The sequence below is a fragment of the Tessaracoccus coleopterorum genome, from assembly GCF_011174705.1.
Classification (GTDB): Bacteria; Actinomycetota; Actinomycetes; order Propionibacteriales; family Propionibacteriaceae; genus Arachnia; species Arachnia coleopterorum.
Genome location: NZ_JAANIJ010000001.1, coordinates 2,590,830 through 2,611,717 on the forward strand (window position 1 = coordinate 2,590,830; position 20,888 = coordinate 2,611,717).

The following is a 20,888-nucleotide window of genomic DNA, read 5'->3' on the forward strand; positions in this document are numbered from 1 at the left end:
GGTGCATCGCCGCACCCTAACCCGTCAGACGATCGGTTCGATGTCCATGTCGACGATGCCGTCCTCGTTCATGTCCGCCGACCGGCTCTGGCGGGCCGACCAACGCAGCGCCGCTGCGCCGAGCACGGCCGAGAGCAGCGAGCCGGCAAGGATGGCGAACTTGGCGGCGGCGGTGTGGGTGCCGTCGGAGAACGAGAGCTCGGCGATCAGGAGCGATACCGTGAAGCCGATGCCGGTGAGGAGGCCCACCGGCATCAGATCGCGCAGCCCGATCGCGTCGGGCAGCCGCAGGGGCGTCAGCTTCGTCACGATGGCGGTGGTACCCATCACGCCGACGACCTTGCCGATCACGAGACCGGCGATGATCGCTGTCAGCACGGGCTGGCGCAGGACCGCGAGCGGGCCGTCACCGTCGACCAGTGAGACACCCGCGGCGAAGAAGGCGAACACCGGCACGACGATGCCCGACGAAAGGGGCTGCACCAGGTGGGCGAAGCGGTGCGCACGCGTGCCGGACTCGCCGTGCACGGGCCGCGCGGGAACAACCAGCCCGAGCAGCACACCGGCGATGGTCGCGTGTACGCCAGAGGAGTGCATCAGCGCCCACGCGACGACGCCGACGGGAAGCAGCAGCCACCAGCGGGTCCGGGACAGCCGGGCGAGGCAGGCGAACACGGCGACGGCGGCCAGGGCGCCGAGCAGCCACAGCGGGTGCACGGTGTCGGTGTAGAAGACGGCGATGACGATGATAGCGAGCAGGTCGTCGACGACCGCGAGCGTCAACAGGAACACGCGCAGGGCACGGGGAGTCCACGCCCGAAGACGGCGAGGACGGCGAGGGCGAAGGCGATGTCCGTGGCGGTCGGGATGGCCCAGCCCTGCAGCGCGTCGGTGGCCCCGGCCGCGGTGACGACGGCGACGTACACGATCGCGGGCACCGCCATGCCACCCACGGCGGCGAGCACGGGTACCGCTGCCTGCCTGGGATTGCGCAGGCTTCCGGTGACGATCTCCTGCTTCAGTTCGAGGCCCACCACGAGAAAGAAAACGGCGAGGAGGCCGTCGGCGGCCCACTGGGCGAGCGTCAGGTCCAGGTGCAGCGCGGCCGGCCCGACCACCCATGCGGACAGGTCGGCGTAGGCCGCCCGCCACGGGAGTTGGCCCAGATCAGGGCGAGCGCGGCGGCAGCGAGCAGCAGGACGCCCGCCACGGTCTCGCGCGAGACGAAGTCGCGCAGGCGGGTGAGGGGGAGGCGGTCATGGGTCCTTCCGGTCTGTTCCCGTCGGATCCGACGGGCGCCGACCAGACTTCCCGACACACCGCGGGCCAGCCTACATGGCGGGCGGCCGGATGCCACGATCCGGCGGCACGGGTGGTCAGCCCGCCAGGTCCAGCTGCTCGAGCGCGAGGGCGGCAGCGCCGAGGAGGACCGAGTCGGCCCCTGCATGCGCCGCCTCGATCCGTAGCGTCTGCGTGACGAGCGGGTGGCAGCTCGCGTAGACGCGGCTCCGGACGGCGGCCAGGAACGGCTCCGACGAACTCATCGACCCGGTCAGGAACACGGCGTGCGGGTTGAAGAAGTTCACCACGCCGGAGAGCACCTGCCCGAGGTGGTTGCCCGCCTTCCGAACGAGTCGGGTGGCTGTGACGTCTGCGTCCCGGGCGAGGGCGAGCGCCTCCGCGGTGGTGGTGACGTCGTAGCCGGCCTCGCGGAGCTGCCGGACGACCCCGCGCCGCTGGCGACCGTCTCGAGGCAGTTGAGGTTGCCGCAGGAACACGGCACCTCCTCGTCGGTGTCGATCCGGGTGTGGGTGATGTCGCCGGCGGCGGAGGTGGCTCCGTGGTGCACCCTCCCGTCGACGACGATCCCCGATCCGATGGCGGTTCCCGCCTTGACCGTGATGGAGTGCTGCGACTCGCCGAGGCTCAGGCGGTGCTCGCCGAGTGCCGCGAGATTTGCGTCGTTGTCGACGGCGACGTTGACGCCGAACCTCTCCGTCAGGTGCGCGCTGACGTTGAACCCCTGCCATCCGGGCATCCGGGAGGGCTGGTCGACGCCCCGAGCTCGGGGTTGACCGGCCCGGGCAGCGACACGCCGATGGCGAGGATCGGCGCGTCGTGGAAGTCGTCGAGCGCGGCGGAGACCAGTTCCAGGGTCGGCACCGGCCCGTCGGCGAGGGTCAGGGAATGGTGCGGGTCTCGATGAGCGCCCCGCCGAGGGCATGCCTGCCGAGCCTGGCGTGCCCGCCACCCAGGTCGACCGTGAGCACCTCGCCGCGTCCCTGGCTGACCCGCAGTTCCCGCGGGCGGCGTCCGCCGCGCGAGGCTCCCGGCCCACCCTCGTGCAGCGCGCCCGCGTCAATGAGCGCCTGGACCCGGAGGCCGACGGTGGACGGCGCCATGCCGAGGGCCTCGGCCAGCTGGCTCCTGGAGCTCGCTTCGCCGCGCGCGACCAGCTCGAGGATGCGCTGGTTGGCGTCGGGGTGGGTGCCGTCGTGGGCGTGTCGCATGTTCTTCCTCCATGCTCGAATGAAGTTCACAGTAGGCGATGCCATGCGGGCTTGTCGAGGGCCATGGTGGGTCGAAGATCACCTTTTCATAACATTGCCGGAGGTTCTTCCCTTTTCGGGCGGTCATGCAACGATCACTTCATCCAAATCTGAGGGAAGTTGATTCGATGTCGAATTAACCCCGGTTTCAAGGAGGAGAATTTCGATGAAGAAGATCCGCTTGGGTGCAGTGGCGCTTGCCACGGGCGCCGCGATTGCCCTCACCGGTTGTGGCGGTGGGGAGGAACCCCCTCCCCGGCGCGACGGGCGGTGGCGGTGACGCGGGCGCCACGATCGTCGTCGACATGTGGGCAGGCAGCGAGGACGACACCGCCGCGCTCGAGGCGCAGCTTGCCGTCGTGAAGGAGCAGAACCCCGACATCAAGGTCGAGCTGCGCACCGCCCCCTGGGGCGACTTCTTCACGAAGCTCACCACCAACATGGCGTCGAACAACATGGCCTGCGTCACCGGCATGAACTCCGGCATGCTCGCCAGCTACACCGACGGCTTCGCGGCCCTCACCGCCGACGACCTCAAGACCGCCGGGCTCGCGGAATCCGACTTCGCCCCGGGCGCCACCGAGATCCTGCAGAACAAGGGCAACCTCTACGGCCTGCCGTTTGACGTCGCCACCATGGTCACCTACTACAACGAGGATCAGCTGAACGCCGCCGGCGCGAAGATCCCCGAGATCGGGTGGACCTTCGACGACTTCGAGGCGGCCGCCAAGGCCGCCACCAAGGACGGCAAGTACGGCTTCGGCATCGGCATGGGCGGCTTCCAGTGGCAGGCGCTCCCGATCGCAAAGGGCGGCGTCCAGCCCGTCACCCAGGACGGCAAACTCCAGCTCACCGACCCGGCCTTCCTCGACGCGGCGGCCTGGTACGCCGGTCTCGTGACCGATCAGAAGGTCGCCGCACCGGTGGCCTCCGCCTCGGACACGGGCTGGGCGAGAACCAGTTCAGCGGTGAGAACGCGGCGATGGCCGTCGACGGCACTTGGAACGCGGTCGGATACCTCACCAACGACGCGGGCTTCAAGGCCGGCCTCGCCCCGCTGCCCACCGGGGACAAGGGCAACCTGAGCCTCGTGCTCGGCTCCGGCTACGGCATCGCCAAGAACTGCGAGAACAAGGAGGCCGCGCTCAAGGTGCTCGGCTCCCTGCTCAGCAAGGACTCGCAGGACTCGATCGCCTCGTCCGGCCGCAGCTACCCGGCCCGTGCCGAGAGCCAGCCGCTCTACTTCGAGTCGCTCGACGAGGCCTACCGCGACGACGTGAAGGCCGTGTTCGAGGCCGCGTTCGCCAACGTCCAGGGCCAGTACGTCTCCGACAACTGGGCCAAGGTCGACACCTTCGTGCAGCCGGAACTGGTCAGCGTCTACAACGGCCAGGCTGACATGAAGGCAGTGCTCGAGTCGGCGCAGCAGCAGTTCGGGAGCTGAGTCGTCCGATGACAACGACAACCGCGCGGTCGACTCGCGGGAATCTCGCCAGGATCGAGGCGCGCCAGGCGCTGGGCTTTGCCAGCCCGGCCCTGGTGGGCCTCGCCCTGTTCACGATCGTGCCGGTTGTCTTGTCTGTGGTGATGAGCTTCTTCGACTGGCCGACGTTCGGCGAGCGGACCTTCAACGGGGAGCCAACTATCTCAAGCTGCTGAAGGACCCCAACTTCCTGCCGGCGCTCCGCAACTCTCTGGTGTTCACGGTGCTGTACGTGCCGGCGAACATCATCCTGGCCCTGCTGCTCGCCATCGGCCTCGGCCCGAGGATCCGTGGACGGGGCGCGCTGCGGGTGCTCTTCTTCATCCCGGTCGTGACGCCGATGGTGGCCAACGTGCTGGTGTGGAAGATGCTGCTCCAGCCGCAGGGCCTCTTCAACGGCATCGCGACCAGCTGGTTCGGTGTCCAGCTGCCCAACTTCCTCGCCGACAAGAGCTGGGCGATGATCATGGTCGTCGTGATGAGCGTCTGGCAGGGGCTGGGCTACAACATGCTCATCTTCTCCGCCGCCCTCGAGCAACTGCCCGACTCGGTCCTCGAGGCCGCGGCAATCGACGGGCCTCCGGCTGGCGCATCACCTGGAGCATCATCCTCCCGATGATCTCGCCGTCGATCTTCTTCGCGGCCGTCATGACGATGATCACGTCGCTCCAGGTCTTCGCCCAACCCCAGCTCCTCACAGGCGGTGGGCCGGGGAACGCGACCATGCCGCTCGTGATGTGGATCTACAACCAGGGCTTCAAGTTCCAGGACCTCGGCCTGGCTGCCGCCGGCGCCTGGATCCTGTTCGCGCTGATCATCATCATCACCGCGCTGCAGTTCTCCGCTCAGAAGAGGTGGGTCCACTATGAGCATTGATCACGAACTCCCCGGGCAGGCGATGCGCTCGCTCGACGGCGACGAACGGGCCGAGCCCGAGACACCATCGCGCGGCCGCTCCCGCTCACCCCGTGGCAGCGGTTCCGCCTCGTGCTCGCCCACGTCTTCGTCTACGCCGCCGCCGCGCTGTTCATGCTCCCGCTGATCTACGCCTTCTTCTCGGCGCTCAAGCCGAACGGCGAGATGTTCGCGATGCCTCCGCGGCTGATCGGCTCCGAGATCCGCTGGTCCAACTTCGTCGACGTCTTCAAGTTCGGCCCCTTCTTGACCTACATCGGAAACTCTCTGTTCGTCGCGGTCGCGGGCACCCTCGTGGTGATCACCGTCTCGGCCTGCGCCGGCTACGCGTTCGGCCGACTCCGCTGGAAGGGCCGCGACGTGGTGTTCATCGCCTTCCTCGCCACCCTGATGGTGCCTGCCGAGGTGCTCGTCATCCCGATGTTCCAGGTGATGCAATGGTTCAACTGGGTCGACACCTACCAGTCGCTGATCTTCCCGTTCGCGTTCGGCGCGTTCGGCACCTTCCTGATGCGCCAGTTCTTCCGCGGCATCCCCTACGAGATGGAGGAGGCGGCCCGGGTCGACGGGGCGGGCCCGATCCGCACGTTCCTGCTGATCATGCTGCCGCTCTCGAAGTCCGCCATCGCGGTGCTGTCGGTGTTCACGTTCCTGTCGTTCTGGAACGCCTACCTGTGGCCGCTGATCGTGACGGTCGACTACAAGGCGCACGGCACGCTGCCGGTCGGCCTCGCCAGCTTCTCGGGCCTCACCGGTACCCGTTGGGACCTGCAGATGGCAGCCGCGATCATCTCCATGATCCCCACGACCCTGCTCGTCATCGTTCTGCAGAAGCACCTGGTCAAGGGCATCGCCATGGCCGGCCTCGGAGGTCGGTGACGTGACGGGCACCACCGACGATGAACGCGGCGTCCTCGCCGGGATCGACATCGGCGGCTCCAAGATCGCCGCGCTCCTCGTGCACACCGACGGCGGCATCGTGGCCCGCGGCGTGGTTCCCGCACCCGCACGGGAGGGAGGCCCGGCCATGGCCGACGCCGCCGCCGGCCTTGTCGAAGGTCTGCTGCGTCGCTCGGGCGCCAGTCTGCTTGCCGCCGGCGTCGGTGCGGCCGGTGTCGTCGACCAGGTCAACGGGGTGATCCGCGCCGCGTCCGACACCTTCGTCGGCTGGGCGGGGTTCCCGCTCGGGCCGGAACTCGAGCGGCGCCTCCGGGTACCGGTCGCCGTCGAGAACGATGTGAACGCCTTCCTGATCGGTGAGGTGGCCTGGGGCGCGGCGGCCGAGACCGACGATGTGCTGGGCGTGATGCTCGGCACGGGTGTAGGTGGTGCGGTGGTGCTGGGCGGCGAGCTCCGCTCCGGGCCGACCGGCGCGGCCGGCGAGATCGGCCACACCCCCGGCTACAGCGATCTCCCGTGCACGTGCGGGCAGGTCGGGCATCTCGAGACGGTCGCCTCGGGCAGGTCCATCGAACGGCGCTACCAGGAGGCGGGGGCGCCGACCTCACCGCTCCCGCGATCGCCGACCTGGCCCGCGCAGGCGATCCCCTCGCGCTCGCCGTCTTCGACAGGGCGGGCCGCGCCCTGGGCTCGCCTGCGTGATCTCGGCCGGCATCCTCGACCTGACGGCCGTCGTGGTCGGCGGGGGCGTGGCCAACGCCTGGGACCTGCTCGAACCGGCCGTGCGTTCCACCCTACGCACCGACCCGCCCGTCTCCGGGTCGCCGCTGACCGTCGTGCGGGGCACCCTCGGGGCGACGCCGTCGCTCTCGGGGCCGCCGCGTCCGCCCGTCACCTGCTCCCCACCCAGCCTGACCAGGAGAACCACCGCACCATGGAGTCCGCAGACCAGATCTGGATGGGCCCGCTCGGGCCGCTCGACCCGCAGGGCCTGCCCGCCCCCGCATCGGGATCGCGGGCATTTCGATCGAATCCAGCACCTTCTCGCCCCATATCTCAGGCGACGAGGCGTTCACCGTCCGCACCGGCGAGGCCCTGCTGGCCTACTACCCGTTCCTGGACGACGGCCGCGACCTGCGCGCCGCCGCGACCTGGGTGCCGCTGACGCACGGCAGGTCGCTCCCCGGCGGTGCCGTCGCGTCGGAGACCTACGAGGCGATGAAGGGGCGATCCTCGCGGGTATCGCGGCCGAGGGCCCGTTCGACGGGCTGCTGTTCGACATCCACGGCGCGATGAGTGTCATCGGCATGGACGACGCCGAGGCCGACCTCGCCACCGCGGTGCGCGCCGCGCTCGGCCCCGACACGCTCGTGTCGGCCTCCATGGACCTGCACGGCAACGTGTCCCGGGAGCTGCTCGACGCCGTCGACCTGATCACCTGCTACCGGATGGCCCCGCACGAGGACTGGATGAACACCAAGGAGCGGGCCGCCTACAACCTGCTCAGCCGGCTCCGCGGCCCGCATGGCCGCGACCCCCTCGCGCGTCGGCCGTGGAAGGCGTGGCGCCAGGTGCCGGTGCTGCTGCCCGGTGAGAAGACCAGCACCCGGCTCGAGCCGGCGAAGGGCATCTACGACCGGGTGCCCGTCGTCGAGGCGCTCCCGGGCGTGGTCGACGCGGCCATCTGGGTTGGCTACGCCTGGGCCGACGAACCCGTTGTCAGGCCGCGGTCGTGGTGACCGGCGACGACCGCGATGGGATCGCCCGCGAGGCGGAGCGACTCGCCCGCAGCTACTGGGACGCTCGGGCCGACTTTGTGTTCGTCGGCCCGACCGCGGGCCTGCACGAGGCCCTCGACCTTGCCCTTGCACCGGGGCCGCGCGGCCCTACGTCATCTCCGATTCCGGGGACAACCCGACGGCGGGCGGCGCGGGCGACGTGTCATGGACGCTGGGGAGTTGCTGGCCCGTGACGACCTCGCCGACCCGGGTCGCACTGTCATCCACGCCTCCATCTTCGATCCGGGCGCGGTGTCCACCCTTGTGGCCGCGGGCGTCGGCGCCACCGTCAGCGTCGAGGTCGGAGGCCGGGTCGATCCCGGGCCGCGCGGCCCCGTCATGCTGACCGGCGAGGTGTTCTCCATCACCGAAGGCGACCCCGTCGCGGGCACCCAGGTGGTCGTCCGGGCCGGCTCGGTGCACGCGGTCATCACGGAGCGGCGCAAGCCGTTCCACCACCTGGACGACTTCCACCAGCTCGGCCTCGCCCCGAGCAGGCCGACGTCGTCATCGTCAAGATCGGCTACCTCGAGCCCGAGCTGTTCGAGCTCGCCGCCGACTGGACCCTCGCGCTCACCCCGGCGGTGTCGACCAGGACCTGCTGCGCCTCGGCCACCACCGCCTCGCCCCGGCGTCTACCCTTCGACACCTCGCAATCCGCCCCGATCTCACCGCGGTGGTAACCCGCAGGGGAGAGGAGAATCCATGCTGAACTTCGAGACCCGCACCGGCCCGACTTCGGGCGGACGCGCCGACCTACCCTGCGGCGAGGGTGCCCGACTGGTACCGCGACGCGAAGCTCGGCTTCTTCGTCCACTGGGGGCTCTACTCCGTGCCCGCCTGGGCCACCTCCCACGGCCCGGGTGAGGTGCCACCGAGGATGCCTACACACACCACCAGTACGCCGAGTGGTACGGCAACACCGTGCGCATCACGGGTAGCCCCACCTGGGAGCGGCACCAGCGGCTCTACGGCGTCGGCACCAGCTACGAGGACCTCGCCGACCTCTGGCAGGCCGAGGCGTTCAATGCCGACTCCTTCGTGGCAGAGCTCGTCGGTGCCGGCGCCCGCTACATCATCCCCACCACGAAGCACCACGAGGGCTTCTGCCTCTGGGACACCCCGACCACCCCGTTCAACGCGGCCCGCCGCGGCCCCGCCGCGACCTGATCCGCGAGCTGCACGACGCCACCCGCTCCGCCGGGCCCGCTTCGGCGTCTACTACTCGGGGCCCTCGACTGGCACGTCAGTGACTTCCCACCCATCGAGTCCGACACCGATCTCTTCCGGTTCCGCCGCCACGACAAGGCCTTCTCCAGCTACTCCGCGGCCCAGCTCGAGGAACTCATCACACGGTTCGCCCCGATGTGCTCTGGAACGACATCGAGTGGCCCGACGGCGGCAAGGACAGCGACCCCGAGTCGCTCGCGGCCCTGTTCCACCGCTACTTCGAGGCCGTTCCCGACGGCGTCCTGAACGACCGCTGGGGCGTGCCCCACCACGGCTTCCTCACCCGTGAGTACTCGCACGTGCCCGAGATCATGGAGCCGGTGTGGGAGGCCACCCGCGGGCTCGGCTACTCGTTCGGTTACAACAGCGACGAGGATGCGGGCCGCTCCATGTCGGGCGCCCAGCTGATCCGGCTGCTGGTCGACGTGGTCAGCAAGAACGGCAACCTGCTCATCAACGTCGGCCCCGCGCCGACGGCAGCATCCCCGACATCCAGCTGGCCGCGATGCGCGAGCTCGGGCGATGGATGGGCGTCAACGGCGACGCGGTCTACGGCACCCGGCCGTGGATCCGCGCGGGCGAGCCCGTCGGGTGCCGCGGGCGTACACGACGACCGGAGCGACGGTGCACGTGCACCTGCTCGACCCCTCCGGTGGCGAACTGACGCTGCCGCCGGAGCTGATCGGCCGCGACGGCACCTGGTCGGGCGGCGTGCCCGTCGTGACCGACGCGTCAGGGCCGTCGAGGTGCCCGAGGGGCTCCGCGGTGAGCCGGTGGCGGTGCTGAGCCTCAGGTGAGGGCGGCGTCAGCCGACGCGGAACTCGCCCAACTCGTCCCAGTGGTCGCCCTCAAGGAGGACGTTGCGCACCTTCGGCGTCTCCGGCAGGTACTGCGGGAGCTCCGCCTGGGCCTTGCGGAAGTGGTCGCTGGTGACGTGCGCCTCCGCGGCGTCGTCGCGGAACGCCTCGATCAGGATGTAGGTGTCGGGGTCGGCGAGGCTGCGCGACCACTCGAAGAAGAGGTTGCCCGGCTCCGCCAGGGTCGCCTCGGTGAACTCACGGGTGATCTCGGGCCAGGCCTCGACGTGCTCCGGCTTCACCTTCCACTTGACGCAGATGAAGATCATCGCGCTCCTCCTTGTCCTCGGGGCCAACACTACCGAGCCTGAGCGGGAGGTCCGCCGTTCCGGGAGGGTGCGCCCGACCCGGAACCCGGCGGGGCCGGTTAGGCTGGGGCATGAGCGACGAGGTGGTTCTCCGTGCCGGCCGTGACGACGACTTCCCAGAGCTCATCGCGGTCTGGCGCAGCTCCGTCGACGCCACGCACGACTTCGTGACGCCCCAGGATCTGCTGGAGATGGAACGCGAGGTCATCCCGGGCTTCCTGCCGCGGCTGGACCTGACCATCGCCACCGTCGACGACCGGGTGGTGGGCTTCGCGGGCTCCGACGGCGAGGTGCTGGAGATGCTCTTCGTGCACGACGATTTCCGCGGCCACGGCATCGGCTCGGTGCTGCTTTCACGGGTGGTCGAGGGCGGGGTCCGGGAACTGCAGGTCAACGAGGACAACGCCGACTCCGTGGCCTTCTACCGCAACCGGGGCTTCGACGTGGTGCGTCGCACCGAGTTGGACGATGCCGGCCGTCCGTACCCGACGCTGCACATGCGGCTCGCCGACTGAGCACGGGTACGCTGAACGCAGAGACCGTACATCGAGCGAGGGGCTGAAACGTGTCTGAAAACCAGGGAGGCAACGGCCGGCTGACGCTGGTGATCATCCTCGTCATCGGGCTGCTGTTCTCCGGGGTGGTGCTGTTCTCGGTGTACTCGCTGAAGGGCAAGGCGGAGCAGGTGGAGGGATCCGCCCCGTCGCGGTGGAGGCGACGAGGTGAGCGACTTCATCTCGATCTTCCAGCCGGGCATGGAGCACGTCTACCGGCAGCGGGACCTTGAGAAGTCGCTGATCGTCGAGCCCTCGAAGGGGCAGGGAGGGCCTGAGCCGCTCGACCTCGAGTCCGGCGTCGTGGTGATCGACATCCCGGCGCGCCCGGGCCCCGACGGCGTCGACCCCACCCCGACCCCGACCCCACCTCCTGACCCGCTGCCGCCCGACCTCCAAAATCGGCCAGTGACCGATTCTGGTTGGTCCGGCTGGAAGTTTCGGCCACTGACCGGGTGGGTTGACGCGGGGTGGCTGACCTTCAGAATCGGCCAGTGGCCGATTCTGGTTGGTCCGGCTGGAAGTTTCGGCCACTGACCGACCGCCCGACCAGACGCCAGGCTCACCAGCTGGAGCCGCCACCCCCACCCATGCCGCCCCGGCGTGCCCGCCGCCGCTCGCGCCGCTACCCGACGACCAGCCGCCACGTGAGCCGCCGTCGCCGGCGCTCTGGAAGGCAGCCGAGATCGATCTGCGGGTGTCGTTGAAGCGTTGGCCGATGCCGTGGTTGATCCCGGCCATGGCCTGCGTCTGGAAGACCCGGCCGCCGTTCCCGTGGGTCAGCGCCGCGACCACGTCGCCCAGCCGGAGCCCCCGGAGCGTCGGCAACCACTCCGCCACGTCGGGGACCCCTCGATGCGCTGGCCGATCAGCTCGACCCAGCTGTCCTCGGGCCCGAAGATCACCGCGTAGGGCAGCAACGGTTCGTACAGGCCCACCCGGGTGGTGGCACCGCCCTGCACCCGAGGGGCGCTGGCGGTGTTCTGCAACCAGGCGATGCGGTCGGCCTCCGACATCCGCATGAAGTTCTCGAGCCCCCGCAGGTGCTGATAGGTGGCCTCGCCCTCCGAGGTCAGGGGCCCGACGTCGGGGTCCGGTATACGGCCAGCACCAGCAGGAGTACCGCGACGGTCGTCGAGGCGAGCGCCAGTTCCAGGGGCATCGCGTACCTACCGACCCGGCAGCGGTGCAGACGGCGGCGCCGATGACCAGGGCGACGAACGTGGGGAGGAACCAGCCTCCTGCCCGGCCGACCGGGCGCCGCTGGCCCGCCCGGTCGACGAGCGAGCGTCGGCGGTCGAGTAGCGAGTCGGCCAGGTTGGGATCGCCCAGCCTGCGGAGGCCGAAGATGCCGCGCATCAGGGCCCCGATGGCCGGTCGTCCCGGTCCTCGAGCCCTCCACCCGCAGGGACCCGCGCAGCCGGGCGAGCTCGCGGCCCGTGGGCCGCTCCGGGCCGGCGGGAGACTGCGAGGCGGGCGGCTCCGTCGTCGTGATCCTGGCCTCGCCCCGCACGACCATCGCGAGCAGCTGGGCGGCAGGGCCCCGGCCAGGCACGCCCAGACGTCCGCGGCGACGAGCGGTTCGAGGCCTTCAGGCGGCTGGAACCGGGTGACGAGCACCTGTCGGTTGCGGCGCAGCCGGGAGACCAGCTGCGGGAGGAGCACGGACAGCAGGACGATCAGGGCGCCGATCGGGGCAGCAGGAGCCAGAGGCCGCCCCACGGGGTGCGCTCGGGTGGAGTCCAGGCGACCGCGAAGGTGTCAGGCTCGAAGTCTGTCGCGATGGTCATCGTCTCGAACGGTTCGAGGTCGGTGGCGGTGCTGACGATCTCGGTCGCGTCGGCCCCGGGGCGCGTCACAGTCGTGCAGCGCGCCGTCGAACCCGGGGCCCCTGGTAGCAGGCGTTGGCACCGGTGAGGCGTCCCGCGAGCGACCCGGGCACCTGGAGGCGTGCGGTCACCCGGCCGAAGGGGGAACCCCAACCGGTGCCGTTGACGTCGAGGTACACCTCCTGACCCTCCGGGGTGTTCAGGGCGATGTCCTCGAGCCGGTAGCCGATCCGGAACTCCTGGGCGCCCTCGGCGAGCTCGACCGTGGGCGACCCGATCCGCAGCTCGACCGTGTCACGATCGCGGGTCTCGAGCACATCGGCCCCCGCCAGGCGTCGTCCGGTGCCGCGTCGCCCTGAGCGTGGAGCCGTGCCTCGACGCGGACCTCGGAGACGCCGACGGGGTGCGAGCCGAATCGCAACGGGATCGCCCGGACGATCCCGTGCCTGCCGGCGGAGGAGAAGTCGACGACGATCGCCTCGGTCACCAGCACGTCCAGGGCGCCGCCGTCCTGCGGCTCCAGCGCGTAGGTGGCGTCGAAGCTGGTCACCGCCATCGAGTAGTCGCGCTCGGGCGTCCCGCCGGGGCCCCGTGGCAGTGCGATGAGGCCCGTGACAAGGGTGACCGCGACCGCGATCAGGGGGTAGGCGATCCACCGGCCGACGTTGCGCAGCATGGGTGAGCCTAACCGGGTGGCCGGTCACCACCGGTTGTGGACGTGCTCCACCCAGCCTGTGACGTCGGCGACCCGCGACCATGTCCCCGCGTCGTCGCGAACCCGCCCCGACCAGAGGCCGAACGCCTGCCAGGTCGCGTTGGAGAACACCTTCAGGTCGATGGATGTTTCCTTCACGTGGAACGGGGTGAGCATCAGGTCGATCCTCTCCCCGCGCACCCGCCACGGCCGCATCGGGTCGACGGTGTCGTAGTCCCAGGCGAGTTCCTCGCTGATCTTGTGCAGCCGCCCGCCGAGCAGCAGCGAGTTCTCCACCGAGCCGGTGCCGTCGGTCCACCGGCCGCCGAGTTGGATGCCGACGACCCTGCCATCCACCACGCCCGACCCGGCGCCCCAGTTCCAGGTGACGTCGTAGGGCCACCGGCCGCGGCCGTGATCGAGTGTGGCCCACGCGTCGTCCCCGTCGACGGCGTGGCGGACGCCGTCCAGCCTGATCCAGCCGGTCGCGGGTCGCGCCACGTCCTTGACGGTGTACTGGAACAGCCTGTCGTCCCAGGGCACCACGACGCCGAGGCGCTCGTGGCCCTCGGGCAGGTGCGCGTAGATGTCGAGCTCGATCCGCGGCCCGCGGGCCCGCAGCCGGGTACCGCCACCGTCGGCGTCCATCGCGATCTTCACGTGGCGGGTCCGCGCCCGCACCGGGCCGGCGTCCAGGGTGCCGGGGAGCGTCGCGCTACCGCCCAGCACCCCGATGGCCTCGTGGGTCACCTCGGTGCCGGTCGCGCGGTCGAGCAGCCAGATGCTGTGCACCGCGGCGTAGTCGAGGCTCGAGGCGGTGACGGCGACCACATGGGTGGGCGTCGTGACGCACCAGTACTCCCACCGCTTGTTGCGCCCCTTGCCGAGCGCTCCGCGGCCGATGCCGTCGGTGCGGACCAGCGGCGTCCGCGTCCAGCCCACCGCATCGGGGTTGAGCCTCCCGTCGGGGAGCGTCAGGTCGACCGGTGCGGTGATCTCGCGCTCCGTGACGGCGATCGCCGCGCGCGGCCGGAGCCGGGCCGCAGCGTCGAAGCGCTGCCGGAGCCGCTCGTTCGAGGCGCGCACGGCGTCGACGTCGAGCTTCAGGACCCGCCGGTCGTAGGTGATGAGCCCGTTGGTCTCCTGCTCGACGTCGGCCAGCTGGGTGTAGACGAACGCCGCGAGCGCCTCGTCGACCGCTGGCCCGACCTCGGCATGCTGCAGCCGGAGGAAGGCACGCTGGAAGGCGCCCGGTCGGGGATCCTGCGGTAGCCGAACTCCCTGTCGTTCCAGGTGTGACCCTCGACGCGGTGCGAGTAGCCGCCGTACTCGGTCAGGGCCGCGGCCCGCGCGTCGGCGGCGTCGCGGCGGGAGAGCCGGTAGCGGCGGAAGTAGACGTGCCTGCTGGCGAAGTCGCCCGCTCCGCGGTCGTGCCAGCCGCTCGCGTGGTCGATCGGGCGGGTCGGGTCGAGTGCGCGGATCCCGTCGGTGACCGCGACCGAGTCGAACTGGCCCCAGCCCTCGTTGAACGGCACCCACACGGCGACGGCGGGGAGGAGCGCAGCAGGCGGACTGTCGCGTGCGCCTCATCGAGGAACTCGCTGCGACCCGGCTCGTCCTGCCTGCCGAACAGGGTGTGGCGCCGGTCGTCGAGCGACATCGGCAGCGCGACCGGGGCCTGGATGACGGCCGGGTTGTACGGGCGGCCGCCGTTGACCATGTCCTGCCACACCAGCATGCCCAGCCGGTCGCAGTGGTGGTACCAGCGCAGCGGCTCGATCTTGATGTGCTTGCGCAGCATGGTGAAGCCGAGGTCCTTCGCCGTGGCGATGTCATGGATCATGGCCTCGTCCGACGGCGGGGTGTACAGCCCGTCGGGCCAGTAGCCCTGATCGAGCAGGCCGGCGTGCAGGTAGGGCTCCCCGTTGAGCAGCAGCCGCGTGACGCCGAGCGCGTCGGGGCCGACCTCGACGGAGCGCAACCCGAAGTAGCCCGTCACCCGGTCGTCGCCGAGACGCACCTCGACGTCGTGCAGGAACGGGTCCTCCGGAGACCACGGCCGCGGGCCGTCGCCGAGGCTGAGGACGAGCGGCTCGCCCGGGGTCGTCGACCCGCGGGCCACCTCGACGCCGTCGGCGCTGACCACGACGTCCGCGGCCAGGTCTTCGTCGGAGACGACGGTGACCGCCACCGAGCCGGCCTCGAAGTCCGGGGTGAGGATCAGGTCGCTGACGAAAGCCTCCGGGACCGACTCGACCCATACGCTCTGCCAGATGCCCGACTGCGGGGTGTACCAGATGCCGCCGGGCTTCAGGGCCTGCTTACCGCGGCTGCGGAAGCCTGTGTCGGTGATGTCGCGCACCCGCACCGTCAGCTCGGCGCTGCCGCCGGCCATCCCGGCGGTGACGTCGATCGTGAACGGGAGGTAGCCGCCGCGGTGCGACCCGACCGGCCGGCCGTCCAGGAAGATCTCGGCATCCTGGTCGACGGCGCCGAAGTGCAGCAGCACGCGGCCCCGGTCGAAGCCGTCGGGCAGCGTCAGGTCGCGCCGGTACCACAGCGCCTCGTCGACCCTGAGCCTGCGGTTGACGCCCGACAGCGGGGCCTCCGGGGAGAACGGAACCACGATCGACCCGTCCCACCGCGTCGGGGCGGGAGCGTCGACTGGCGTGAACGCGTGGTCCCAGCGGCCGTTCAGGTTCAGGTACGAGTCCCGCACGAGCTGCGGGCGCGGGTATTCGGGCAGCGGGTGGTCGGCGTCGAGGGCCTCGCCCCAGGGCGTGAGCATGGTCACACTGTCTCCTTCACCAGGCGGTGGCGGCGCACGAACGCCGCCGGGATGACGATGAACGCCACCACCACTGCGGCGGCGATGAAGATCCACGGCGTCGGCACCTGCCGGGTGACGCCGAGGTCGACGTAGGTCTCGTCGGCGCCGCGGATCACCAGGGCGCCGATGAACGGGCCGAGCACCATGGGGATCAGCACCATCGCGATCATCCGGAGGCCCTGCACCTCGCCCGCCCGGTGAGGCGGCGTGAAGTTGCGCACCGTCGCCGACAGCGCCGCCGCGCCCAGCATGAAGCCCGACATCATCACGATGCCGGCGCCGATCACCGGCAGCATCCCGCGGGCGAAGAACATCGCGACGAGACCGATCCCGTACCAGGCGGCGACCGGGACGATGGCGCGTTCGGCGCCGATGCGGTCGAGCACGCGGCCGCCGAGCACGCTGAGCAGCGCCGCGCCCAGCAGCACGCTCGCCAGCACGATCGGGTAGCCCTCGATCCGCAGGTACCGCTGGACGTAGATGATCAGGTAGGGCAGGAACACCTGCGTGCTGGTGCCGAGCACGGCCCAGGCGGCCAGCGTGACGTAGAGGCCGGGGTTCGCCCGCACCGACGACGGCCGCAGCCCCGCCATCAGCGTCGACAGGTACGAGCCGGTCGCGCGCGGTTCGGCCGCGTCGCGCAGCCAGAGCGCCGCCACCACGCCGACGAGCGTCGTCACCACGCCGATGACGGAGAAGAAGGCCAGCCACTGCCCCTGTCGGGTCAACGGGTCCAGCGCGCCGAAGACGATCAGCATGGCGAGCAGTGGGAAGGTCGAGAGGACGGAGTCGACCCGGCCCCGGTTGGCCGGGTGGTGGTGTCGGTGACCCAGGCGTTGAACGCCGCGTCGTTGGCGGTGGCGCCCAGCGCGCTCATCACGCAGTCGAGCGCGACGATCGCCGCGATCGCGACCACCACCGAGTTCACCGCGGGCAGCAGTGCCGCCGCCGTCGTGATGTCGACCAGCCCGAACGCGGCGGTGCTCAAGCCCCACAGAATGTAGCCGGCCGCGATGAACCGGCGCCGGTTGCCGAGCCGGTCGGACCAGGCACCCGCGATGAACGTGGCCACCGTCGCGGCGACCGCGCTGGCGGCGACGAGGGCCGCGAGCACGGTGGGGTCGTCGGTGATCGTGTCGTAGACGAACACGTTCAGGTACATGTTCTCGATGGTCCACGCGAGCTGGCCGGTGAGGCCCAGGACCACGATGAGGATCCAGGAGCGGCGCGTGAGCCTGGCAGGAGTCGGCATCGTCTTCCTTCGCTGGCCTTGCGCCGCCATCTTAGGGGCGGGTCCACCCGACCGTTGGAAAGGGTGGTGACAATCGTCGAGTAGCGATAGCATCGCCACATGGCGATCAATGTTGTGACTACCGACCGGGTGGCATCCGAGACCTACGCGCGCCTGTTCCATGCCTTGTCGGACCCGACCCGGTTGACGATCCTGCAGCATCTGGCGCTCGGCGGACACCGCGTCCGCGACCTCGTCGAGCACCTCGGGTTCGCACAGTCCACCGTCAGCAAACACCTGAGCTGTCTCCAGGAGTGCGGGCTCGTGAGCCTCCGGGTCGAGGGTAGGGCCTCCTGGTACTCGCTTGCCGACGCCGACGACCTGGCCGGTGTCCTGCAGGCGGCCGAACACCTGCTCGGTGCCACCGGTGCCCGGGTGTCGCTCTGCACCCAGCTGATGCGTCCGGAGTCATGAGCATGGCCCACGACCACAACCATGCGGCGCGACCGGTCACCCCGGACCACCGCCGTCGCCTGATCCTGGTGGTGGCGATCACCGCCCTGATCGTCGCGGCCCAGTTCGTCGGCTCCATCCTCACCGGAAGCCTTGCGCTGCTCACCGACACCGTGCACGCCCTGGCAGACCTCTCCGGACTGAGCGTCGCGCTCGTCGCAGCCACCCTCATGCTGAAACCGGCCGACGACCGCCGCACCTGGGGTTTCCGCCGGGTCGAGGTGATCGCGGCGCTCGGGCAGGCGGCGCTGCTGCTCATCGTCGGCGGCTACGCGGTGGTCGAGGGTGTGAAGCGCCTGTTCGCCCCGCCGGAGGTGCCTGCCTCCGAACTGCTCGTGTTCGGCCTCATCGGGCTCGCGGCCAACCTCGTCGGCCTCGTCGTGCTGCGGGGCAGCCGTGAGGCGAACCTCAACATGCGTGCCGCGTTCCTCGAGGTGTTGAACGACGCGCTCGGTTCGGTGGGGTGATCGTCGCTGCGGTCGTCATCTGGGCCACCGGGTTCCAGCGCGCCGACGCGCTCGCGGGCCTCTTCATCGCGGCGCTCATCCTGCCGAGGGCCGTGGTCATCCTCCGCGAGACCACCCGGGTGCTGATGGAGTTCACCCGGAGGGGCTCGACCTCGACGAGGTGCGCGATCACCTCACCGGCGTCGACCACGTCCTGGAGGTGCACGACCTGCACGCGTCAACCGTGGCGACGGGGCTGCCGGTGCTCACGGCGCACGTCGTGCTGGCCGACGAGTGCTTCCGCGACGGCCACGCCCAGGAGATCCTCCGGGCGGTGCAGGAGTGCGCCGCGGAGCACTTCGAGCTGGGCCACACCACCTTCCAACTCGAGGCGCCCGGGTTCCACGCCGCGGGGTCGGAGTGCGTCGGCACCCCGGTCCGCTGAGCCGCTCCTGACCGGGGCTCAGTGCCCGCCGGCGATGCAGAACTGGTTGCCCTGCGGGTCGGCGAGCGTGATCCAGCGCAACGATTCGTCGCCGCGCTCTCCGACCAGGGTCGCTCCGGCGGCCTGCAACTCCGCGCTCGCGCCGGCGAGATCGTCGACGAGCAGGTCGAGGTGGATGCGGTTCTTGCCCTCGGTCGGGTCGTCCACGTGCTGGACCGCGAGCGTCGGGATGGACCCGATGACGAAGAACCAGCCGTCGTTCTCCTCGACGATGGGGGCGCCGAGTCGCTCCGACCACCACGTCGCGAGGGGCGGGGATCGGAACTGTCGATGGTCACCATGGCGATCTTCAGATTCATGTCGGAACACTAGACCCGCACCGGTGCACCGGGAGCAGCTTCCCGGGAGAGCGCCCTCCGGCCCGTACCGTCGACGAGTCGGAGCCCCGTTCCGACCCTCGGATGCCCACGGTTCCCCTCGGCGCGGCGCCGAACTAGGCTTGCCCAGGTGGAGTTCGAGTTCGACGGCGACGTCATCGAATGGCGCGGTCCGGCGCCCTTCCTCTTCGTGCCGCTCAGCGAGGAGGCCGCGGGGTCGTGGCCGACTCCGCCGCGCTCCTGACCTACGGCTGGGGCTGCATCCCGGTGCAGGTCAGGATCGGCGCCACCGACTTCACCACCTCGCTCTTCCCGCGTGACGGTGGCTACCTGCTCCCGGTGAAGGTCGTCGTCCAACGGGCGGAGGGCCTCGGCATCGGTGACCGGGTGCATGCCCGGCTCCACCTCGAACCCCGACTCTGAACCGGGAGCAACCCATGAGCCTCACGCTGCGCACCACCATCACCCCGACCGGGCCGGCAGGGGCGATCCTGTTGACCGACGCCCAGGTCGCCGAACTGTCGACCGCGAAGACCCCGCCCGTCGTCGTGACCATCGGCGGCCGCTCCGCGCGGCTGCGGGTCGCGAGGATGGGCGGGGTGATCTGCATCGGGCTCAGCAGGGCGGCCCGCGCCGAGTTGGGTGTGGAACTCGGCGACGAGGTCGACGCGGTGATCGAGTTGGACGAGGGGAGCGCACCGTCGAGGTGCCCGCGGAGCTGGCCGAGGCACTTGCCGCGGAGCCCGGGCTGCGGGATGCGTTCGACGCCCTCAGCTACACCAGGCGCCGGGAGATCGCCGCGGCGTGGGTGGGGCGAAGCGCGAGGAGACGAGGAAGCGGCGCCTCGCGGCCGCCCTCGCGGGGCTGCGCGCGGTTCGCTGACAGCGGATCCCGGTGGAGCGACCCGGGCCGGGTGGGTAGCCTTGGCGGCAGTCAGTGCCGAGGAGGGCCCTATGGATCCGCGACTCATCGTTCCCGACGACCAGGTCTGGGAGTCGATCAAGTCCGAATGTGCGCTCGCCGCGGCCAACGAGCCCCTTCTGGCCGGATTCCTCCATGCGACGGTGCTCAGCCAGCCCGACATCGAGGAGTCGCTGAGCTACCTGCTCGCGAGCAAGCTGGAGAACTCGACGCTGCCCGCGCTGGGCCTGCGTGACATCTTCTACGACGTGTTGCAGGAGGATGAGTGCATCCAGCGCTCGATCCTCGCCGACCTGCAGGCGGTCGTCACGCGCGACCCCGCCTGCCCCGGCTACGCCAACCCGCTGCTCTACTTCAAGGGCTTCCAGGCCATCCAGGCCTACCGGGTGGCCCACTTCTACTGGCAGCACGGCCGCAGGGCGCTGGCCTGGTACCTCCAGAGCCGGATCTCCGAGGTCTGGGCCGTCGACATCCACCCGGGCGCGCGGCTCGGCAAGGGCATCATGTTCGATCACGCCACCAGCGTCGTGATCGGTGAGACGGCGGTCGTCGAGGATGACTTCTCCATGCTGCACGAGGTGACGCTCGGCGGCTCCGGCAAGGAGGGCGGCGACCGGCATCCGAAGATCGGCCGTGGAGTGATGATCGGAGCCGGAGCCAAGATCCTCGGCAACATCCGCATCGGCGACTGCGCCAAGATCGGCGCCGGGTCGGTCGTGCTGAAGGACGTGCCCGACCACACGACGGTGGCAGGCGTGCCCGCCAAGGTGGTCAACGTGCCCGCCACGTCGCTTCCCGCCTTCGACATGAACCAGAACTTCGAGGAGATGGACGCGTTCGACCCGTGCATCTAGAGGAGATCCCGCTCCCCGGCGGCGACGTCACCGACGGCATCGTGCGGGTCGGTGACACGGTGCGCCGCCCCACCGGTGAGCACACGCCGACGGTGCACCTCGTGCTGCGGCACCTGGCATCCGTCGGGTTCGAGGGTGCCCCGCGGGTGCTGGGCATCGACGGGCGAGGACGCG

Annotated in this window: 30 protein-coding genes and 7 pseudogenes; 21 read left to right on the plus strand and 16 right to left on the minus strand. The window is 70.4% G+C overall.

Annotation, left to right across the window (positions count from 1 at the left end; genetic code table 11):
* Positions 1–24 precede the first annotated feature (24 nt).
* The 6 genes and pseudogenes from nhaA to G7085_RS16685 all read right to left on the minus strand — a co-directional run bounded on the left by nhaA (position 25) and on the right by G7085_RS16685 (position 2,510).
* Positions 25–1,118: pseudogene (gene nhaA / locus G7085_RS27155) on the minus strand (Na+/H+ antiporter NhaA).
* Positions 1,085–1,318, minus strand: a complete 234-nt coding sequence (locus G7085_RS27165) for a hypothetical protein (RefSeq protein ID WP_231979633.1) — start codon at positions 1,316–1,318, stop codon at positions 1,085–1,087. Before G7085_RS27165 ends, nhaA begins: the two are co-directional and overlap by 34 nt.
* 58 nt (positions 1,319–1,376) lie before the next feature.
* Positions 1,377–1,778, minus strand: a complete 402-nt coding sequence (locus G7085_RS30915; RefSeq protein WP_197511803.1) for an ROK family protein — start codon at positions 1,776–1,778, stop codon at positions 1,377–1,379.
* 8 nt (positions 1,779–1,786) lie between these two features.
* Positions 1,787–2,038 (minus strand): annotated as a pseudogene (locus G7085_RS30920) (ROK family protein); the annotation flags it as partial.
* Complete coding sequence (locus G7085_RS16680) at positions 1,999–2,163, minus strand: hypothetical protein (protein WP_197511804.1); 165 nt, start codon at positions 2,161–2,163, stop codon at positions 1,999–2,001. The pseudogene G7085_RS30920 and the gene G7085_RS16680, both read right to left, overlap by 40 nt.
* Before the next feature lie 17 nt (positions 2,164–2,180).
* Entirely contained in the window at positions 2,181–2,510 is a 330-nt protein-coding gene (locus G7085_RS16685) for a winged helix-turn-helix domain-containing protein (protein ID WP_197511805.1), read from the minus strand.
* Positions 2,511–2,785: 275 nt separating this feature from the next.
* On the opposite strand from G7085_RS16685, the gene G7085_RS32980 reads away from it, so the two are divergent.
* From G7085_RS32980 to G7085_RS27200, 11 genes and pseudogenes are all read left to right on the plus strand, one after another.
* Positions 2,786–3,634 carry an ABC transporter substrate-binding protein gene (locus G7085_RS32980; RefSeq protein ID WP_197511806.1) on the plus strand — a complete coding sequence of 283 codons (849 nt, stop codon included), beginning with the start codon at positions 2,786–2,788 and terminating at the stop codon, positions 3,632–3,634.
* Positions 3,532–3,993, plus strand: coding sequence for an extracellular solute-binding protein (locus G7085_RS32985; RefSeq protein WP_197511807.1), 462 nt, complete (start codon positions 3,532–3,534; stop codon positions 3,991–3,993). Before G7085_RS32980 ends, G7085_RS32985 begins: the two co-directional genes overlap by 103 nt.
* Positions 3,994–4,001: 8 nt before the next feature.
* Positions 4,002–4,208, plus strand: coding sequence for a sugar ABC transporter permease (locus G7085_RS16700; RefSeq protein ID WP_197511808.1), 207 nt, complete (start codon positions 4,002–4,004; stop codon positions 4,206–4,208).
* A gap of 56 nt (positions 4,209–4,264) precedes the next feature.
* A pseudogene (locus G7085_RS27180) lies at positions 4,265–4,908 on the plus strand (carbohydrate ABC transporter permease).
* Positions 4,898–5,074 carry a hypothetical protein gene (locus G7085_RS16715; protein WP_197511810.1) on the plus strand — a complete coding sequence of 59 codons (177 nt, stop codon included), beginning with the start codon at positions 4,898–4,900 and terminating at the stop codon, positions 5,072–5,074. Before G7085_RS27180 ends, G7085_RS16715 begins: the two are co-directional and overlap by 11 nt.
* Complete coding sequence (locus G7085_RS16720; protein ID WP_331715742.1) at positions 5,020–5,826, plus strand: carbohydrate ABC transporter permease; 807 nt, start codon at positions 5,020–5,022, stop codon at positions 5,824–5,826. Before G7085_RS16715 ends, G7085_RS16720 begins: the two co-directional genes overlap by 55 nt.
* Before the next feature lies 1 nt (position 5,827).
* Complete coding sequence (locus G7085_RS32990) at positions 5,828–7,012, plus strand: ROK family protein (protein WP_331715743.1); 1,185 nt, start codon at positions 5,828–5,830, stop codon at positions 7,010–7,012.
* A pseudogene (locus tag G7085_RS16725) lies at positions 6,901–7,819 on the plus strand (M81 family metallopeptidase). Before G7085_RS32990 ends, G7085_RS16725 begins: the two are co-directional and overlap by 112 nt.
* Positions 7,791–8,060: pseudogene (locus G7085_RS27190) on the plus strand (MlrC C-terminal domain-containing protein); the annotation flags it as partial. The pseudogenes G7085_RS16725 and G7085_RS27190, both read left to right, overlap by 29 nt.
* A 489-nt stretch (positions 8,061–8,549) precedes the next feature.
* Complete coding sequence (locus G7085_RS30925; RefSeq protein WP_331715744.1) at positions 8,550–8,795, plus strand: alpha-L-fucosidase; 246 nt, start codon at positions 8,550–8,552, stop codon at positions 8,793–8,795.
* A gap of 197 nt (positions 8,796–8,992) precedes the next feature.
* A complete protein-coding gene (locus tag G7085_RS27200; RefSeq protein WP_331715745.1) occupies positions 8,993–9,652 on the plus strand; it encodes an alpha-L-fucosidase in 660 nt (219 codons plus the stop codon).
* An 8-nt stretch (positions 9,653–9,660) separates the two neighbouring features.
* Here G7085_RS27200 and G7085_RS16735 read toward each other — a convergent pair whose 3' ends face one another.
* Positions 9,661–9,981, minus strand: coding sequence for a putative quinol monooxygenase (locus G7085_RS16735; protein ID WP_197511811.1), 321 nt, complete (start codon positions 9,979–9,981; stop codon positions 9,661–9,663).
* 122 nt (positions 9,982–10,103) lie between these two features.
* Between G7085_RS16735 and G7085_RS16740 the strand changes: the two genes are divergently transcribed.
* Genes G7085_RS16740 through G7085_RS16750 form a run of 3 tightly spaced genes read left to right on the plus strand, consistent with a single transcriptional unit; the run spans position 10,104 to position 11,111 of the window.
* Positions 10,104–10,535 (plus strand): GNAT family N-acetyltransferase, encoded by a 432-nt coding sequence (locus tag G7085_RS16740; RefSeq protein ID WP_197511812.1) that lies wholly within the window; start codon positions 10,104–10,106, stop codon positions 10,533–10,535.
* Positions 10,536–10,585: 50 nt separating this feature from the next.
* Entirely contained in the window at positions 10,586–10,807 is a 222-nt protein-coding gene (locus tag G7085_RS16745) for a hypothetical protein (RefSeq protein WP_197511813.1), read from the plus strand.
* Complete coding sequence (locus G7085_RS16750; RefSeq protein ID WP_197511814.1) at positions 10,743–11,111, plus strand: DUF6191 domain-containing protein; 369 nt, start codon at positions 10,743–10,745, stop codon at positions 11,109–11,111. The genes G7085_RS16745 and G7085_RS16750 overlap by 65 nt, the downstream gene beginning before the upstream one ends.
* A gap of 242 nt (positions 11,112–11,353) precedes the next feature.
* On the opposite strand, the gene G7085_RS16755 is transcribed toward G7085_RS16750, so the two are convergent.
* The 8 genes from G7085_RS16755 to G7085_RS16790 all read right to left on the minus strand — a co-directional run bounded on the left by G7085_RS16755 (position 11,354) and on the right by G7085_RS16790 (position 17,209).
* Entirely contained in the window at positions 11,354–11,590 is a 237-nt protein-coding gene (locus G7085_RS16755) for a hypothetical protein (RefSeq protein ID WP_231979634.1), read from the minus strand.
* Between the two features lie 663 nt (positions 11,591–12,253).
* Positions 12,254–12,433, minus strand: a complete 180-nt coding sequence (locus G7085_RS16760) for a hypothetical protein (RefSeq protein WP_197511816.1) — start codon at positions 12,431–12,433, stop codon at positions 12,254–12,256.
* Positions 12,430–12,720, minus strand: a complete 291-nt coding sequence (locus tag G7085_RS16765; RefSeq protein WP_197511817.1) for a DUF2207 domain-containing protein — start codon at positions 12,718–12,720, stop codon at positions 12,430–12,432. Before G7085_RS16765 ends, G7085_RS16760 begins: the two co-directional genes overlap by 4 nt.
* Positions 12,603–13,079 (minus strand): hypothetical protein, encoded by a 477-nt coding sequence (locus G7085_RS16770; protein ID WP_197511818.1) that lies wholly within the window; start codon positions 13,077–13,079, stop codon positions 12,603–12,605. Before G7085_RS16770 ends, G7085_RS16765 begins: the two co-directional genes overlap by 118 nt.
* Before the next feature lie 24 nt (positions 13,080–13,103).
* A complete protein-coding gene (locus G7085_RS16775) occupies positions 13,104–14,183 on the minus strand; it encodes a DUF2804 domain-containing protein (protein ID WP_197511819.1) in 1,080 nt (359 codons plus the stop codon).
* A 247-nt stretch (positions 14,184–14,430) separates the two neighbouring features.
* Positions 14,431–15,885 carry a glycoside hydrolase family 2 protein gene (locus G7085_RS16780; RefSeq protein ID WP_197511820.1) on the minus strand — a complete coding sequence of 485 codons (1,455 nt, stop codon included), beginning with the start codon at positions 15,883–15,885 and terminating at the stop codon, positions 14,431–14,433.
* 2 nt (positions 15,886–15,887) lie between these two features.
* Complete coding sequence (locus G7085_RS16785; RefSeq protein WP_197511821.1) at positions 15,888–16,685, minus strand: MFS transporter; 798 nt, start codon at positions 16,683–16,685, stop codon at positions 15,888–15,890.
* Complete coding sequence (locus G7085_RS16790; protein WP_231979635.1) at positions 16,679–17,209, minus strand: MFS transporter; 531 nt, start codon at positions 17,207–17,209, stop codon at positions 16,679–16,681. Before G7085_RS16790 ends, G7085_RS16785 begins: the two co-directional genes overlap by 7 nt.
* 99 nt (positions 17,210–17,308) lie before the next feature.
* On the opposite strand from G7085_RS16790, the gene G7085_RS16795 reads away from it, so the two are divergent.
* From G7085_RS16795 to G7085_RS27210, 3 genes are all read left to right on the plus strand, one after another.
* Complete coding sequence (locus G7085_RS16795) at positions 17,309–17,632, plus strand: ArsR/SmtB family transcription factor (RefSeq protein ID WP_331715746.1); 324 nt, start codon at positions 17,309–17,311, stop codon at positions 17,630–17,632.
* A gap of 2 nt (positions 17,633–17,634) precedes the next feature.
* Positions 17,635–18,138 carry a cation diffusion facilitator family transporter gene (locus tag G7085_RS27205; RefSeq protein WP_231979636.1) on the plus strand — a complete coding sequence of 168 codons (504 nt, stop codon included), beginning with the start codon at positions 17,635–17,637 and terminating at the stop codon, positions 18,136–18,138.
* Positions 18,139–18,298: 160 nt separating this feature from the next.
* A complete protein-coding gene (locus G7085_RS27210; protein WP_231979637.1) occupies positions 18,299–18,562 on the plus strand; it encodes a cation diffusion facilitator family transporter in 264 nt (87 codons plus the stop codon).
* 18 nt (positions 18,563–18,580) lie between these two features.
* Here G7085_RS27210 and G7085_RS16805 read toward each other — a convergent pair whose 3' ends face one another.
* The gene (locus G7085_RS16805) at positions 18,581–18,931 is read right to left on the minus strand and encodes a VOC family protein (protein WP_197511824.1); all 351 of its coding nucleotides are present in this window, start codon (positions 18,929–18,931) and stop codon (positions 18,581–18,583) included.
* 227 nt (positions 18,932–19,158) lie between these two features.
* On the opposite strand from G7085_RS16805, the gene G7085_RS16810 reads away from it, so the two are divergent.
* The 4 genes and pseudogenes from G7085_RS16810 (at position 19,159) to cysE (ending at position 20,714) form a co-directional block, all read left to right on the plus strand.
* A complete protein-coding gene (locus G7085_RS16810; protein WP_331715747.1) occupies positions 19,159–19,362 on the plus strand; it encodes a DUF1905 domain-containing protein in 204 nt (67 codons plus the stop codon).
* A gap of 14 nt (positions 19,363–19,376) precedes the next feature.
* Positions 19,377–19,550 (plus strand): annotated as a pseudogene (locus G7085_RS35390) (hypothetical protein); the annotation flags it as partial.
* A 95-nt stretch (positions 19,551–19,645) separates the two neighbouring features.
* Positions 19,646–19,690 (plus strand): annotated as a pseudogene (locus G7085_RS35395) (hypothetical protein); the annotation flags it as partial.
* Positions 19,691–19,694: 4 nt separating this feature from the next.
* Complete coding sequence (gene cysE, locus G7085_RS30930; RefSeq protein ID WP_408647220.1) at positions 19,695–20,714, plus strand: serine O-acetyltransferase; 1,020 nt, start codon at positions 19,695–19,697, stop codon at positions 20,712–20,714.
* Positions 20,715–20,888: the final 174 nt, after the last annotated feature.

Excerpts from the sequence above, each read along its gene's own strand:
- G7085_RS16735 (WP_197511811.1), bottom strand. The coding sequence starts at position 9,981 with ATGATCTTCATCTGCGTCAAGTGGAAGGTGAAGCCGGAGCACGTCGAG.
- G7085_RS16755 (WP_231979634.1), bottom strand. The coding sequence starts at position 11,590 with ATGTCGGAGGCCGACCGCATCGCCTGGTTGCAGAACACCGCCAGCGCC.
- G7085_RS16685 (WP_197511805.1), bottom strand. The coding sequence starts at position 2,510 with ATGCGACACGCCCACGACGGCACCCACCCCGACGCCAACCAGCGCATC.
- G7085_RS16780 (WP_197511820.1), bottom strand. The coding sequence starts at position 15,885 with ATGCTCACGCCCTGGGGCGAGGCCCTCGACGCCGACCACCCGCTGCCC.
- G7085_RS27205 (WP_231979636.1), top strand. The coding sequence starts at position 17,635 with ATGGCCCACGACCACAACCATGCGGCGCGACCGGTCACCCCGGACCAC.
- G7085_RS16790 (WP_231979635.1), bottom strand. The coding sequence starts at position 17,209 with ATGGCGGCGCAAGGCCAGCGAAGGAAGACGATGCCGACTCCTGCCAGG.
- G7085_RS32985 (WP_197511807.1), top strand. The coding sequence starts at position 3,532 with ATGGCCGTCGACGGCACTTGGAACGCGGTCGGATACCTCACCAACGAC.
- G7085_RS16715 (WP_197511810.1), top strand. The coding sequence starts at position 4,898 with ATGAGCATTGATCACGAACTCCCCGGGCAGGCGATGCGCTCGCTCGAC.
- cysE (WP_408647220.1), top strand. The coding sequence starts at position 19,695 with ATGCGTTCGACGCCCTCAGCTACACCAGGCGCCGGGAGATCGCCGCGG.
- G7085_RS16700 (WP_197511808.1), top strand. The coding sequence starts at position 4,002 with ATGACAACGACAACCGCGCGGTCGACTCGCGGGAATCTCGCCAGGATC.
- G7085_RS16770 (WP_197511818.1), bottom strand. The coding sequence starts at position 13,079 with ATGCTGCGCAACGTCGGCCGGTGGATCGCCTACCCCCTGATCGCGGTC.
- G7085_RS16785 (WP_197511821.1), bottom strand. The coding sequence starts at position 16,685 with ATGCTGATCGTCTTCGGCGCGCTGGACCCGTTGACCCGACAGGGGCAG.